This is a genomic window from Paenibacillus profundus, from assembly GCF_021369635.1.
GTDB classification, from domain to species: Bacteria; Bacillota; Bacilli; order Paenibacillales; family Paenibacillaceae; genus Paenibacillus_B; species Paenibacillus_B profundus.
Genome location: NZ_JAJNBZ010000002.1, coordinates 412,340 through 426,294 on the forward strand (window position 1 = coordinate 412,340; position 13,955 = coordinate 426,294).

Below are 13,955 nucleotides of genomic sequence, written 5' to 3' on the forward strand. Positions count from 1 at the left end.
TAAATAATACCCATATTGCCATATATAGAAAGTAATGTTTGGGAAATGCTGAAAATCTATATTAAAGTACTAGGTGAACCTATTAAATATTGATATGGAGGTCATCGCGTATGTACAAAAAAATAGTTCCCGCGTCTTTGTTTGCCTTGGTACTCATTTTTGTGTTTTCTGTAACGACTGTGTTTGGAGCTGCTAAAATAGGGGAGCCGCTTAATTATCCGGAAAAGGGCTGGGATCGATATTCGTATACGTCACCCGAAATAACCTATGAAGGAAATTGGTGGGTTGGGAATGTCGCAAAACATAGCACCAATAAGGATGCTTCATTCAAGTTTAATTTTGAAGGCACATCATTCCGAATCATTACGCAAAATTATGGATATGTAGACACTTCGGACAATATTTCAGTTATCGTTGACGGCAAAATTAACGGTAAATTATCATTGCAAGATATTCCATATGATTATTATAATTCAAGACTGGCATATGAACTCAGTGGGCTTGAGTATGGCGAGCATACGATTGAATTCGTTAACAATCAAAGCAACAAGCATATATTGCTGACAGCGATTGACCTTCAGCAGGGAAGTCAGTTAAAGCCATATAATCCAGATGCCATCAACAGCCCTAAGCTGAGCGTTACATCGGTTACCTATGCAGTATATTTGAATCAGACGTTCGACGTTCAGATTTCACTCGATAATGTGAACTACATTTATGCGGAAGACTTTACGATACAATATGACAAAACACGCTTCCGCCTGGAAGAGGTTGCAGTCGACAATAAATTAATGCTAGCGCATCAAAGCGACACAGGCGCGTTGTTGCGGCTCATTACGGCGAGCAAAGGGAAATATAACGGGATTCACGGAAAAAGTAAGCTCGTTAATTTGAAGTTTAGAGCGATTGGATTGGGAGACGGGAAGATTCAAGCCGTGCAGGCAAAGATTGCAGATAATGGAACGCGGGAAATCGACCTGCTATCAGGTAATTTAGGAGGACGAACCTTTACGGTCGTCGGCAGTTCAGAATTCAGTCTGAAGCATTTAGGCGTGCTTGCCTATTATTATGAAGATGACAAAGCCAAATTACCGCAAAATCTTCAAAATGTGGTCGGCGGTCAAGGAACGGTTGGAGAAGTTGATTTAACCCAACTCGTCAAATCGATTTTATCGAATCCCCATTATAATGTGAAATCCTAACAATAAGGAAGCTGCAAGTTGTTTTCGAAAGAAATTGTGAAAACGGCCTGCGGCTTCTTCTCATTTTCCGACATATGAGTTGGAAGCGAACACCTACGGATGCCGCTGAATAATCAGCGACTGTACTCCACAAAATAATCCTTGATTGCCAAGGAGGTGTAGCTATGAACAACAGACAACTAGGTACGCACGAAATGTTGGAAGTGCATGAACTTTTGAACTTTAAAAATGTTTGCATGACAAAAACCAAAACAATGATGGGGTTGGTGTCATGTCAAGAGTTGCAGGGATTAATGCAAGAAGATGTCCAAAACTCCGCCAAAGCAATTCAGGATTATCAAGCTCTATTGTCGCGAGCAAATTATATTTAAAGGAGGTGTCTCTATGAATCCAATCGTTCAAAACATGACGGGTATGAGCACATTATCCGATCAAGTAATTGCAACAGATATGTTATTGGCTTCAAAGTCCGGCATAAAGGACCTGGCCGTTGCCATTACCGAGTCAGCTACGCCTGAAGTGCGCACTGTATTAAAGTCGCATTTAGATACAGCCATCACCTGTCATGAAAAGCTTACCAACTATATGATGAATAAGGGATATTACCATCCGTACAATGTGAATGAACAGTTGCAAATCGACATGCAAAGCGCCAATGCTGCATTGGGACTTCAGCAATAACATACTCGTACCCAGTCCAAAGCACCCATGAGATACGGGTGCTTTTTAATATACCTTAAAGCGTGACTGTTTCGTATAAGGATCGGATTACATGGGAATCTTACAACTGATATAACATTACTAACCGGAGGTGAATGAATTGAAAAAACGATTATCAGCTATTCTGATAATGGCATCCATTTCTATGGTTCTCGCCGTACCAGCCTTTGCAGTAGATGGTTCCAGTTACGATGGCGGTATGAACACCAACGCGAATAATGGTTACAACACCAACACGACTGGCAATTACAACACAAGCAACGTCAGAACTAACGCTGTAAATGGCAACAGAGGAAACAATTATGGTTGGCTCGGTCTGCTTGGACTAGTTGGCTTAGCAGGGCTGCGTAAAAGAAACGATGAATATTCCGGTCAACGTTCATAAGCTGTAAATTTCGATATTTAGCTGTTCTAAAGTAAATATGAAATGCAAGATGCACCCACATGAGACATCATTATATCCTTGGGGTGCATCTTTTATGTCTGCGCCGTCTCCAATACTTTTCATTAAAAAGCCGCCCCCGAAGGAGCGGCTGAGAAGAACTTACGTGTGACTTTATTGTGAGGGTGACCGTTTTTCCATCATGAGTTGGAAGCGGACGCCTGAGGATGGGAATGTCCATCCACTGTTGACTCGTCATCGGCTCCCTGTCTGCGTTTCTTGTCCATCCCGTCACGGGAGATACGGCCGTTGCCGATAAGCAGCGATACGAAGATGCCGAGCACGATAAATCCTAATCCGGTCAGGAACACGGTGGAGAAGGAGGAAGACCACGCTTCCTTGACGGTATCCAACAGGTTCGTTTTTGCTTCTGCAGGAAGCGGAATTTGTTCGCTGTTAATGAGCATTTGATACAGCGTATTCGAGTCGGTGCCGGTCTTATCCAGCACAGTCTGCGTCATCGCATCAGCGCTCGCCTTGGCTTTGGCTATGTTGGTTGCGATGACCGCATTCATGATGACATTGAACAGCGTCGCTCCAATTGTGCTCCCGATAGAGCGGAAGAAGGTCGTCGCTGAGGTAACGGTGCCCAATTTTTCACGCGGGAACGCATTTTGGACGACAATCGTTATAATCGGCATTACAAGCCCCATCCCGAAGCCGAGCACCATCATGAAGCTATAAGCGGTAATCTGCGTCGTATGGACGCCCATCGTGCTCATCAGCAGGAAGCCAATGGAAGTGATGAGCATCCCCGCGGCCATTACCGAACGATAAGGCATGCGCAATACGAGGCGGCCGCCGAGGACGCTGGCAATAATGAGCGCAATCATCATCGGTGTCATTGTGGAACCGGCCTGCGTCGGTGTCACGCCGAGCACGCCCTGCATGAACATCGGCACGAACATGATGGCGCCGAACATGCCGAGACCGACCAGAAAGCCGAGTGCGACGGATACATTGAATACGCGGCTCTTGAACAGGGACATCTCGATAATCGGTTCTTGCGCCCGACGTTCCACGAAGACGAATAGAACGAACAGCAGCAGCGCGCCGGCAAAGGTAAGTATGCTCGTTGCCGAAGTCCAACCATATTTATCGTGATTCAAAGACAACCCGAGCAGAAGCAGCACGATACCTGGAATGAGTGTGAAAATACCTAACCAGTCGATGGCCACTTTCTTGCTCTTGTCCCGCGGAGCATCCACGGACTTCATCCCGATAAAGATAAGGATGGTCGATAATAATCCGAATGGAACATTAATTAAGAAAATCCAATGCCAACTAATATTATCTACGATAAATCCGCCAAAGAACGGCCCGATCACGGAACTAAGACCGAATATCGCCCCGAAGATGCCTTGCCACTTCGCGCGCTGCTCCGGAGTGAACATCATGCCGATGATCGTCTGCGACATTGGCATCAGCATCCCGCCGCCGATCCCTTGTATGGCTCGATAAATGATTAATTGCTCCATGGTGGTGGCTGTCGCACATAGCCCAGAACCGACGACGAAGATAAGCCAGCCGATCAAATAAATAAAGCGGCTTCCGAATAAGTCGGCCAGCTTGCCGGCCAGAGGAATAACAGCAGTGGAACAGATCATATACGCTGTCGTAACCCATGCAAATATGGAAAACCCGTTTAAATCCTTAATGATGGTCGGCATTGCCGTACCGACAATCGTTTGCTCAAGGGAACTGAAGAACATCCCCATAATAAGACCGAATAAAACCATGTTGCGACGAGACCGGGTGGGGTCATTCGTCATCGTCATTCGCAATCACCTTGCTTTCGTTCAGTATGTTTTTTCCTCTGCAGCCGTTGTGTACCTATGAGTGATAACTTGCGATAAATCGTAATTATCCGCATCCATTTCACAGCTGACTTTCCGGTCAACCAAATGACATGTTGATACTATAATTCCGGTTGACCCGAAAGTCAAATGTTTTGTTTCTAAAATATTTCACTCATATATCCATGTGTGGTATGGTTAGCTTATTAAATGATTGCCTCCTTGACTTGGCAGTCATTGACGTAACGGTCAAATGCTCAATGATGTCCGGTCAATTAGGCATGGAGGACGCGACATGGAAGATAAGAAGAGCCAGATTATGGAGACCGCACTCGCGTTATTCGCGGAGAAGGGCTATCATAATACCTCGATTCAGGAAATTGCGGATCGGATTGGCATTGCCAAAGGATCCGTGTATTCGTTTTTTCGTTCAAAAGAAGAACTGTTGATTACGATTTTCGACCATTATCATCAATTGATGTATGAGATGCTTCGCCACACGTTGACTGAGAGTTTGCCTCCGCGTGAGAAATTGGAGAAGTTGATTCGTGTTTCGCTTGAGCAATTTAGGCGTTTCAAGCTGTTCCTGACGATGCAGCGGAAAGAATCGCACTTGCATCAGAAACGGGAAATTCGCGACATGGTGTTCGAGTTCCGGGCCAAACGGTTCTTTGCTTTCCGCCAAGTTGCTGCCGAAGTATACGGGAAAGAGACAGAGCCATATTGGATCGACCTCGCGACAATCATTAGTGGTATGACCTTCGAGTTCATGAATTATGCGGCTTTCGATCGGAAAAATGTGGACTTTGGCAAAGTGAATCATTTTATTATTAACGTGCTGGATGCGACGGCGGAAGCGTTGGTGAAGAAGAAGGCGGAACCTGTCCTGACGCTCAGCATGATGAACGACTATATCCGGGCAGGGAAAATCGGCCTGTCAGACGAGCAGCAGCATTTGCTGCAGCGAGTGTGGGAGCTGAAGGATGCGGTGCTGCAAAGCCCTTGCGGTGTCAAGCAGCGAGAGGAAGCGGAGCAGGCATATTCCACCTTGGAATCCGAGGTGCTGCGGGGCAATGCAGGTGGAGTCAATGCGCGCGCAATGGCGTTGTTTCTCGGTTCACTGCCGGAAGAATCGATACAGCAGGCGGCGAAGCAAGTGCTCGTCACATTACAATCTCCGCGTTGGGGTGAAGGTGAAGGCAACTCGTGCGTACGTGGCTGCTGAACTTGGACCCGATAACGAAAGGGATATGGCTCCTGAGCACCGGACTTGCCGCGATTGTCACCTTGAACTTGTCGTGGCAATCCGCTTGGTTCGGAGCAGTGCTTGCGATCGGCCTGTCTGGCGCAGATTGGTCACTCGGCCGATGGGGCAAGACCCTGCTCTGGCTATTAGGCTTCGGCCTTCCTCTCTTTCTGTTTCAATGGCTCGTCCTGCCCGGGGAGACGCCGTGGCTGCGCGCAGGCGGGCTCGTCTTGACGGCGGAAGCGTACCGGGATTCGCTGACGCTGACGCTCCGAGCGATGACGCTGTTCCTGTCATCGCTGCTGTACGCGTCAACGACAGCGCCGCGTGATGTGGTCGTGGCGCTGTCGCATCATATGCGGCTGCCAGACCGCTTTGCGTTCGCGGTCGCCATTGCGCTGCGCTTCGTGCCGCTTCTTACGGAGGAAGCGGCACGTATTCGCCACGCGCAGCGCATGCGTCAGCTAGCGCCTCCGCGCGGGCTCGGCGAGCGGCTAGGCATTGCTCGCCGCTACGGGGTAACCGTGGCGGCGAATGCGCTCCGCCACGTGCAGGAGGTGGCGACCGCGATGGAAGTGAAGCGGTTCGGCGCGGTCGCCACGCGCACGCACTGGCGCAGGCTGCGCTTTGCGCCTGCTGGAATCGGTGTCGCGGCCGCCTCCGTAGTGGCGGCGGCCGCGACATGCTTGTTCGGCTAGGGCAGAGGAAGACTCGTTCCATTCAGCCCTAGCCACGCAACATTATTACTTGCAATTCCTTCATAAGGCTTGTAACGTTAAAACAGGATATTCCAGAGTTAACGTTGTCAAGGAAATGGAGGAATTATACTCGTGCAACATAGACCCGCTGAACGCTTCTCCTTGCGTTCGTTAACGTTGTCCGAATGGGTGCTGATGGCGCTCTTGGCCGCGGCTAATGGCGTGCTCACAAGCGGATTGTCATGGGTGAACAAGCTGCTTCATTCTATGGGCGGTCCCATGCTCACGTCATCGCTTGTCGGCTTATACATGATTTACGGTCTGCTTGCGATGTATATCATTCGCAAACCGGGTGCGGCGCTAATGACCTATGCGCTTGGCGCTTGTATCCAAATTCTCGTCGGCACTGCATACGGGGCTTGGTCGGCTATTGCGGCGGCCGCCTGTTATGCAATCGTGATCGAGCCGATTTTTTATTTGTTTCACTATCGTCATTATAATTGGGGCGCCATGTTATTTGTCGGTACCGCCGCGGTGCCGCTCTGGTTCGTCGTGTCCGCCTTCATGTTCGGGTACATACAGTACGAGTCATGGGTGCTCATCGTTACGTTACTTATCCGCTGTCTGAGCGGCATGCTGCTCTGCGGCGCGCTTACGAAAGTAATCGGCGACCGCTTGGCGCCGACGCGGGCGGTTCGCCCCTTTGCGCTCGGCCGTGACTATCGGGAACATCAGGGATAGGAGGAAGACGATCTGATGGGGCAATCGTTAAGCCTGGATGAGGTCATGCGTGCCGAACGCGTGGCCTTTACCTATTTAGGAGAGAACGAGCCAGCGCTCGAAGAATGCAGCTTCCGCATTTTACGCGGCAGTGTCACACTTATCGCCGGTGGCAACGGCAGCGGCAAGACAACGCTATGCAAGCTGCTTGCCGGCGCGATGCAGCCATATGAAGGAACGGTGCGCGGAACGATTAATTCAGCAGCGGCACACGGCGATTCATCCCCGCTTGTCGGCTTCGTTCTGCAGGAGGCAGATGAGCAGTTCGTTATCGGGACGGTGGAAGACGAGCTTGCCTTTGCGCCTGAAAATTTGGGCCTGCCGCGCGATGTCATTGGCAAGCGGGTAGAAGAGCAATTACGCAGAGCTAGCCTTACTTCCCTGCGCCATCGGCAGGTGCATCAGCTGTCCGGAGGGGAGAAGCAGCGGACGGCAGTCGCTTCGGTTTTGACACTGGAACCCGACATTCTCATTATGGATGATGCGTGGAGCCATATGGACGCGCCGGCTCGCCGGCAGCTGGATAAATCGCTGCAAGCCTGGCATCAAGCAGGGCGCACGCTCATTCTAGCCGTGTCACGGTTGGATGAGATGGACTGGAACTGGTTAGATGATGCCCAGCTTCTTCTTCTGCACGATGGACGCATTGCCTTCGACGGTCATCTGGCAGAAGGATTGAGGAACGGACAGACTGAGAAGTCGGTAACGGAGGATGACTTCGCTTGTCCCAACCTTGTCAGCCTGTGCCGCAAGGCAGGAGTGCTTCCCTCTGGAGCTGTTCCGATCCAGCTGCAGGGTAATCTGGTATCTGATTGTGCAGCACCTAAGTGTACAACGAAATCCGCATGTCCTTCAGACACGGCCGGGGCGTTACTTCAAGTGTGTGAGCTCGACTTCCGCTACCGCCTCGGAGCCCATTCGCGCTCGTCGCGTGACTATGCGCTGCACAGTATCAGCTTTCAACTTTTGCAAGGGCAATGCGTTATCCTGCACGGTCTGAATGGTTCAGGGAAATCGACTCTTTTCCGCATACTAACGGGAGGGATGCCGTCTAAGGCCGGGTATACGAGCGGTACGGTGATGCTCGAGGGGCGCCCATTCTCACAATGGTCCACTTATGATCTTGCAGGGCGCATCGGTTTTGTCGCCCAACATCCGGAGAACGGATTGTTCGCTGATACGGTGGAGGAAGAAATACGTGATGCCGTTCTGATGGCGCAGCGCAGCGGTCGTTCGTGCAATGATGCAGATAACGGCCTCATGACAAGCCAAGCTCTCGATAAGCAGGTGGAAACCTGGCTCGAGCATAACGATTTAAGTTCGGTCCGGCACCTTCACCCGCATGATCTGCCTACCGGCGCGAAGCGTCTCTTAAGTCTCACCTTGGCCGTCATTCACGATCCGCCTATCTTATTGCTGGATGAACCGACCGCAGCGCTCGATGCCCGCCATGCCGAGGCGGTACGGGATTGGTGCCTCGCGCAAGCGGAGCAGGGGCGAGCGCTTATCGTGGCTACGCATGACCAGATGTGGGATCAGGTTCGGCATTCGAGTATGCGTCAGGCATATATGGATGAAGGAAGGCTTACAGAGGTTGTTCAAAAAGCCCCCTTTTGATCACGAAGCATGTACTAAATACAGTGAAAATGCCGTTTAGCGGCCCGATCTTGTTACATTTTAAAAATACATTTTACAGATGGAAAGGGGAGGACAATCATGATGAACACAGCTACCATGCAAGCCGGTCGCAGCCGCAAGCTGGTAACCCTGGCGCTGCTGCTGTCCACATTTCTTGCAGCTATTGAAGTGACGGTCGTTAGTACCGCCATGCCGAAGATCGTATCTGACTTGGGCGGTATGCAGCTGATCAGTTGGATATATGCCGCCTATTTGCTGACGACGGCCGTATCGACGCCGCTGTTCGGTAAGTTGGCTGACTTATATGGACGCAAGAAGCTTTTTATTTTCGGCTCCGCCTTGTTCGTCGCAGGTTCCATGTTATGCGGATTGTCGATGAACATGACGCAGATGGTCATATTTCGTGCGATTCAAGGGATAGGCGCTGGCGCCGTACTCCCGGTCACGTTCACGATTGTGGCCGACATTTACACGTTTGAAGAGCGAGCTAAGATCCAAGGGCTGTTTAGCTCCATATGGGGGATTGCGGGACTAGTAGGTCCGCTTGTCGGAGGATTTTTCGTCGACTCTCTGTCCTGGCATTGGATATTTTTCTTTAATGTTCCTTTTGGCATCGTATCCGTCTGGATGATTATCGTCTGCTTCAAAGAAAAGGTGGAACGGAAGGACAAACCGGTGGACTACGCAGGGGCTGCCACGTTCACGATTGGCATGACGGCCTTCTTGTTCGCAATTATTACCGGGGGGCAGAGCATTGCTTGGAACTCTCCATGGATGGTGCTATTGCTCGGGATCGCAGCTGTCTTTCTCGTCATGTTCTACTTTATTGAAATCAAAGCGCCGGAACCAATGGTGCCATTTCAGCTGTTTCGCATTCGAGACATCGGCGTATCGAACTTGGTCGGATTTTTGATTAGCAGCGTTCTCATCGGGATCAACTCGTATTTGCCGCTATGGATTCAAGGGGTGCTGGGTGAAAATGCGACAAGCTCAGGCCTGTCCTTGACGCCGATGTCGATCGGTTGGCTCATCGGTTCGATTATTGGGGGGCGGATGCTCATTAAGAGCGGAGCGCGCTTGACCTCTTCCATAGGGATGACCTTCATCGTCATTGGTTCCATATGGCTGGCAATGATTACCGGGGCGACATCGGTGTGGGTTATCGTTGCGTTGATGGCGATATCGGGTCTTGGCTTCGGCTTCTCGATAACCGTCTTTACGATCATTGTCCAATCTTCCGTGGAATGGAACATGCGCGGGGCATCGACGGCGCTGAATACGTTCGTGAGAACGTTGGGTCAGACGCTCGGTATTGCCGCCTTCGGAACGTTCCTGAATGCCCGCATTGCCTCGTTAGTCAGCACGGCGGGACCGGAAATTTCTTCGCAGATTACAAGCGATGATTTGAACAATTTGTTGAACCCCGAGAGTGCAAGCCAATTGGCGCCGGATATGATGAACATTTTACGTGGTTTTTTGGAAACGGGGCTATCTAATGTATTTGCCGTTATGGCTGCGATCGCGGTCATCTGCTTCGGGTGTACACTGCTGATGCCGAAGTCAAAGACTGGCCAAGGTACCAACCAAGCAGGTAATACTGCAGGTTCGGCAAGCCATTCCGCTTCGTAATGAATGCATCCGCATCGCTGTGAGGCTGCGGAATGAACTGGATGCTGTCCGTATAAAGAAGAAGAAACGGCGAATACGCTTATTCATTTGCCGTTTCTTCGTCAATTAAGAGCCTTTCTTCGTGACGAGACTCAATTTCTCCGCTTGTATACCTAATTTTTTAAGCAAAGAAATGGCTTGTTCCTTCTCTTCCAAGGTCAGACCACTCATGGCGCGCCGCAGCGTCTGCGCTTGCTTAGGGAATATGGCATTCATCTCTTCGTGTCCCATATCGGTAAGCTCCGCAAAAATGACACGGCGATCTTTGGCGCAAGGATGTCTGCGAAGCAGGCCGTTGCGCTCCAGCTTGTCGATGACGTAGGTGACGTTACCACTTTGCAGAAGAAGCTTTGCCCCGATTTGTTGTATAGGCTGAGGTCCTTTATGATGAAGCATTTCTAATACAGCAAAATCAGTAGGGTTGAACCCTTCCACTTTACATCCCGCGGCGGAATGGTCTGCGACACTCTTGAAAGCCTTGGAAAAGACGCGGAACAGATGTAGCGATGTTTCGGTCTCGCGATCGATTCGCTCAGACATTCGAATCCCACCTTATACTAGTAGTTGCGTAATAATCGTATAACGGAAGCGAACATGACTAAAATATCATTTATCACATTTGTGAAAGAAAGAACAAAAAAATTTTAAAATGTTTAAATTCGTTCAATAACGTAAAAAGGAGGCGGAACGATTGAAGAATGATGAACACGCTGAAATGATCGCTTGTCGAGTAGGGGAAGAACAGAAGCTGTATTGGGGATTGTGGAACAAGCCCGCATTGAAGTCCGGAGAGCTGCTTGTCCGCATCTACGCAACGGCGTTGAACCGGGCAGATCTGCTGCAGAAGCGCGGGAAATATCCGGTTCCGGCAGGGGCTTCGCCCATATTGGGGCTGGAGATGTCAGGTACCGTTGAAGCAATCGGAGAAGGCGTCACCGGTTGGAACATAGGCGATCGGGTGTGCGCGCTGCTGCCGGGAGGTGGCTACGCCCAATACGCGGCCATTCCTTCGAATATGGCGATGCGCGTTCCCGATAACATGACGCTGGAACAGGCGGCCGCAATGCCTGAAGCTTATTTGACCGCATTTTTGAATGTATTTCAACTTGGCCGTCTGCAAGCAGGGGAGTCCGTGCTTATCCATGCCGGCGCAAGCGGAGTAGGAACGGCGGCGATTCAGCTTGCCCATGCTGCCGGTGCGCGTGTGGCCGCCACGGCCGGATCGGAGGAGAAGTGCGGAGTAATCAAGCAGCTCGGTGCCGAGCTTGCAGTGAATTACCGCAAGGAGCCGCTTGCCGAGTCTGTGTTACAATGGACGGGGCAAGCAGGTGTACATTTGGTGCTCGATCCGGTCCTTGCTCCGTATTGGAAGGACCACCTTCAATGCATGGCGATGGACGGTCGTCTCGTGCTAATAGGCACGCTGGGCGGTTCCAAGGTTGAGGTGGATTTTATGTCTGTCATGCTGCGTCGGCTCCAGATTATTGGCAGCACGCTCCGCGGGCTGCCGCTTGAACGCAAGGCCCGGTTGACGGCTGATTTTGTTTCCTTCGCGATGCCGCGGTTCGAAGCGGGGCAGTGTATGCCTGTCGTGGATTCCGTATGGCAGCCGGATCAAATAAATGAAGCACATGGGCGTATGGAACGTAATGAAAATGTAGGGAAATTAGTTCTAATCGTGCCTTGAGGCACAACTGAAAGGGGAAATTCCTCTTGATTGTACTGGATACACATATTCAATCAGCGGGTTACGATAAAGGTGAATCAAAAATTCATGATATTACGTTTCAGGTCGAGGCCGGCCAATTGGTGGGCTTAATCGGACCGAACGGTGCGGGGAAGAGCACCACGATCAAGTCGATATTAGGAATTATGCGTGATGTGCAAGGAAGCGTACGAATTGGCGACGGCAAGGGGACCTACGCTTACGTTCCGGAACAGCCGGTGCTATATGATTCCATGACATTGTGGGAGCATTTGGAACTGGCTGCGGCAGCGCATGAGATGCCGCGTGACGAGTTCGAAGCACGGGCAGAGGAGTTGTTGCTGGAGTTCCAGATGACGGAGCAGAAGCATCATCTGCCGACCAGCTTCTCCAAAGGAATGCAGCAGAAGCTAATGCTTATTATCGCCTTCCTGCTGCGTCCTTCTCTCTATATAGTGGACGAGCCGTTCGTCGGATTGGATCCGCGCGCCACCCGACGTTTTCTCCGCATGCTCGACAAGGAACGACAGCGCGGGGCAGGTGTGCTGATGAGCACGCACGTGTTGGATACAGCCGAACGCGTGTGCGATTCCTTCGTGCTCATTCACCAAGGGCGCATTGTTGCCCGTGGAACATTTGAAGAGGTGCGGCAGGCGTGCGGATTGCCTGAGGGCACTTTATTCGATTGCTTTGAGGCGTTGACCTGATGGCGAAGCAGCGATCTATCACAGCGATGGAACCATGGACACTGGCTTCGCGGCGCTTGAAGACGAATGCCGTCTACCAATGGAAGGCGCTGCGCACCGTATTGGATTGGACGGTGTGGCTGTATATCGTCATCCCGCTATTGCTGCTCGGGCTCAAGTTCTACTATGATTGGTGGACGGATCCGCTGCCTGCCTCATGGATTGCTGGGCCGTACATCCTGTTTCTTCTGCCCTGTATTTTGCCTGTCATTATGGGGATGATGCATACTTGGGCGGAAGGGGGAGACATCTTATTTTTGCGTCAAAAATCGACATGGTGGAAACGGTTGGTACTATTCGGCTTGCTCGGGTACATCATTCGCAGTGTGCTGGTTACCGGCTTCGCGCTGCTTCTCGTCTCTCCATGGCTCGTTCGCGGGTATGGCTTGCCCGTTACTCTGCTGCTTGGCTTCGGCCTCGCCGTCAGTGTATTGTCTGTCTTGACTGCATTGCTGCGCAATCGTGTCCATATTGCATATGGCGGTTGGCGAAGATGGGGGATATCGCTTATCGTCGGTATACTGTCTATTGCAGCATTCGGATTCACATTGTATGTGCTGCAACTCCATTATCTGATCTGTATTGGTTGGGCGGCAATACTGGCAGTGCTTGCGACTCCACTCTTTCTATGGCGCATCCATGCGCGGCACACGTTTGACCGGGATGTCGAGGTAGAAGGGGAAATAAAGCTGCGCTTGACAGCGTTGCTGCTGTCCCGAAGCGTAGAGAAACCGACGCGGAGCAAACGCAAGCGCCCACTCCTATTCCCGAGATCCGGATATTTTATGAAGCGAAAAAATGGCAGCCAGCAAATCGGCGCAATTGCCGTCAAATCTTTGCTGCGCAGCAGATCTCATCTGACTTTCTATATTCAACTCACCATGGTTGGCCTTGGAGCATCGTTCGTTGCATCCCAGTTCGGGCTCTTTCTCATTATTGTGCCTGTATTGTACGTCATCCTCAGTTATTGGCTTAGCATGTACTGGCGAGAGTTCATTGAAGGCGATGTTCCTGCCATGTTCTCATTCCGTTCCGAGCAGCTGCATAAAGCAGCGCAGCATATGGTAATGGTGCTCTGTGCAGTTCCTGGCGCTCTGTGGGCGCTCGCAGGGGGCTTAGTTATGACGACGCCTCTCCTAAGCATCGGCTTGGCGGCATTCGGAGGGCTGGCCGCTGCGTATATCGGCAGTATTGTCATACTGATGACTGGTTGGAAAGAGAAGCGCAAGCAGGCAGATGCCGCGGAAGATATGGCAGGGCAATAATGGGCGGGGTATGTTCCTCTTCGACTCGGGCATATTAACGGATAGCTCA

At 50.9% G+C, this 13,955-nt stretch carries 14 protein-coding genes; 12 read left to right on the forward strand and 2 right to left on the reverse strand.

What is annotated here, in order from left to right:
- The first annotated feature begins 110 nt into the window (after positions 1-110).
- The 4 genes from LQV63_RS04760 (at position 111) to LQV63_RS04775 (ending at position 2,307) form a co-directional block, all read left to right on the forward strand.
- Positions 111-1,202 carry a cohesin domain-containing protein gene (locus LQV63_RS04760; protein ID WP_233695849.1) on the forward strand — a complete coding sequence of 364 codons (1,092 nt, stop codon included), beginning with the start codon at positions 111-113 and terminating at the stop codon, positions 1,200-1,202.
- Positions 1,203-1,366: 164 nt separating this feature from the next.
- Positions 1,367-1,573, forward strand: coding sequence for a hypothetical protein (locus tag LQV63_RS04765; protein ID WP_019420344.1), 207 nt, complete (start codon positions 1,367-1,369; stop codon positions 1,571-1,573).
- 13 nt (positions 1,574-1,586) lie between these two features.
- Positions 1,587-1,883, forward strand: a complete 297-nt coding sequence (locus LQV63_RS04770; RefSeq protein ID WP_019420345.1) for a spore coat protein — start codon at positions 1,587-1,589, stop codon at positions 1,881-1,883.
- Positions 1,884-2,022: 139 nt separating this feature from the next.
- Positions 2,023-2,307 (forward strand): WGxxGxxG family protein, encoded by a 285-nt coding sequence (locus LQV63_RS04775; protein ID WP_233695850.1) that lies wholly within the window; start codon positions 2,023-2,025, stop codon positions 2,305-2,307.
- A gap of 197 nt (positions 2,308-2,504) precedes the next feature.
- On the opposite strand, the gene LQV63_RS04780 is transcribed toward LQV63_RS04775, so the two are convergent.
- The gene (locus LQV63_RS04780) at positions 2,505-4,142 is read right to left on the reverse strand and encodes an MDR family MFS transporter (RefSeq protein ID WP_233695851.1); all 1,638 of its coding nucleotides are present in this window, start codon (positions 4,140-4,142) and stop codon (positions 2,505-2,507) included.
- A 313-nt stretch (positions 4,143-4,455) separates the two neighbouring features.
- Between LQV63_RS04780 and LQV63_RS04785 the strand changes: the two genes are divergently transcribed.
- The 5 genes from LQV63_RS04785 to LQV63_RS04805 all read left to right on the forward strand — a co-directional run bounded on the left by LQV63_RS04785 (position 4,456) and on the right by LQV63_RS04805 (position 10,151).
- A complete protein-coding gene (locus LQV63_RS04785; RefSeq protein WP_019420348.1) occupies positions 4,456-5,385 on the forward strand; it encodes a TetR/AcrR family transcriptional regulator in 930 nt (309 codons plus the stop codon).
- Positions 5,367-6,104 carry an energy-coupling factor transporter transmembrane component T family protein gene (locus LQV63_RS04790; protein WP_233695852.1) on the forward strand — a complete coding sequence of 246 codons (738 nt, stop codon included), beginning with the start codon at positions 5,367-5,369 and terminating at the stop codon, positions 6,102-6,104. The genes LQV63_RS04785 and LQV63_RS04790 overlap by 19 nt, the downstream gene beginning before the upstream one ends.
- Positions 6,105-6,299: 195 nt before the next feature.
- Entirely contained in the window at positions 6,300-6,845 is a 546-nt protein-coding gene (locus tag LQV63_RS04795; protein WP_051004477.1) for an ECF transporter S component, read from the forward strand.
- Between the two features lie 15 nt (positions 6,846-6,860).
- Positions 6,861-8,501: an ABC transporter ATP-binding protein gene (locus LQV63_RS04800; protein WP_233695854.1), complete on the forward strand. Its 1,641-nt coding sequence runs from the start codon at positions 6,861-6,863 to the stop codon at positions 8,499-8,501.
- Positions 8,502-8,600: 99 nt separating this feature from the next.
- On the forward strand, positions 8,601-10,151 hold the full coding sequence (locus LQV63_RS04805) for an MDR family MFS transporter (RefSeq protein WP_019420352.1): 1,551 nt from the start codon (positions 8,601-8,603) through the stop codon (positions 10,149-10,151).
- A gap of 105 nt (positions 10,152-10,256) precedes the next feature.
- On the opposite strand, the gene LQV63_RS04810 is transcribed toward LQV63_RS04805, so the two are convergent.
- The gene (locus LQV63_RS04810; RefSeq protein WP_019420353.1) at positions 10,257-10,730 is read right to left on the reverse strand and encodes a MarR family winged helix-turn-helix transcriptional regulator; all 474 of its coding nucleotides are present in this window, start codon (positions 10,728-10,730) and stop codon (positions 10,257-10,259) included.
- A gap of 151 nt (positions 10,731-10,881) precedes the next feature.
- Here LQV63_RS04810 and LQV63_RS04815 point away from each other — a divergent pair, with 151 nt between their 5' ends.
- From LQV63_RS04815 to LQV63_RS04825, 3 genes are read left to right on the forward strand one after another with little or no spacing between them, the layout of a single operon-like run.
- Positions 10,882-11,877: an NAD(P)H-quinone oxidoreductase gene (locus LQV63_RS04815; protein ID WP_019420354.1), complete on the forward strand. Its 996-nt coding sequence runs from the start codon at positions 10,882-10,884 to the stop codon at positions 11,875-11,877.
- Positions 11,878-11,903: 26 nt separating this feature from the next.
- The gene (locus tag LQV63_RS04820) at positions 11,904-12,602 is read left to right on the forward strand and encodes an ABC transporter ATP-binding protein (protein ID WP_019420355.1); all 699 of its coding nucleotides are present in this window, start codon (positions 11,904-11,906) and stop codon (positions 12,600-12,602) included.
- Positions 12,602-13,906, forward strand: coding sequence for an ABC transporter permease (locus LQV63_RS04825; protein ID WP_233695855.1), 1,305 nt, complete (start codon positions 12,602-12,604; stop codon positions 13,904-13,906). Before LQV63_RS04820 ends, LQV63_RS04825 begins: the two co-directional genes overlap by 1 nt.
- The last annotated feature ends 49 nt before the right edge of the window (positions 13,907-13,955 follow it).

Excerpts from the sequence above, each read along its gene's own strand:
- LQV63_RS04760 (WP_233695849.1), top strand. The coding sequence starts at position 111 with ATGTACAAAAAAATAGTTCCCGCGTCTTTGTTTGCCTTGGTACTCATT.
- LQV63_RS04765 (WP_019420344.1), top strand. The coding sequence starts at position 1,367 with ATGAACAACAGACAACTAGGTACGCACGAAATGTTGGAAGTGCATGAA.
- LQV63_RS04770 (WP_019420345.1), top strand. The coding sequence starts at position 1,587 with ATGAATCCAATCGTTCAAAACATGACGGGTATGAGCACATTATCCGAT.
- LQV63_RS04780 (WP_233695851.1), bottom strand. The coding sequence starts at position 4,142 with ATGACGATGACGAATGACCCCACCCGGTCTCGTCGCAACATGGTTTTA.
- LQV63_RS04785 (WP_019420348.1), top strand. The coding sequence starts at position 4,456 with ATGGAAGATAAGAAGAGCCAGATTATGGAGACCGCACTCGCGTTATTC.
- LQV63_RS04795 (WP_051004477.1), top strand. The coding sequence starts at position 6,300 with ATGGCGCTCTTGGCCGCGGCTAATGGCGTGCTCACAAGCGGATTGTCA.
- LQV63_RS04800 (WP_233695854.1), top strand. The coding sequence starts at position 6,861 with ATGGGGCAATCGTTAAGCCTGGATGAGGTCATGCGTGCCGAACGCGTG.
- LQV63_RS04805 (WP_019420352.1), top strand. The coding sequence starts at position 8,601 with ATGATGAACACAGCTACCATGCAAGCCGGTCGCAGCCGCAAGCTGGTA.
- LQV63_RS04810 (WP_019420353.1), bottom strand. The coding sequence starts at position 10,730 with ATGTCTGAGCGAATCGATCGCGAGACCGAAACATCGCTACATCTGTTC.
- LQV63_RS04825 (WP_233695855.1), top strand. The coding sequence starts at position 12,602 with ATGGCGAAGCAGCGATCTATCACAGCGATGGAACCATGGACACTGGCT.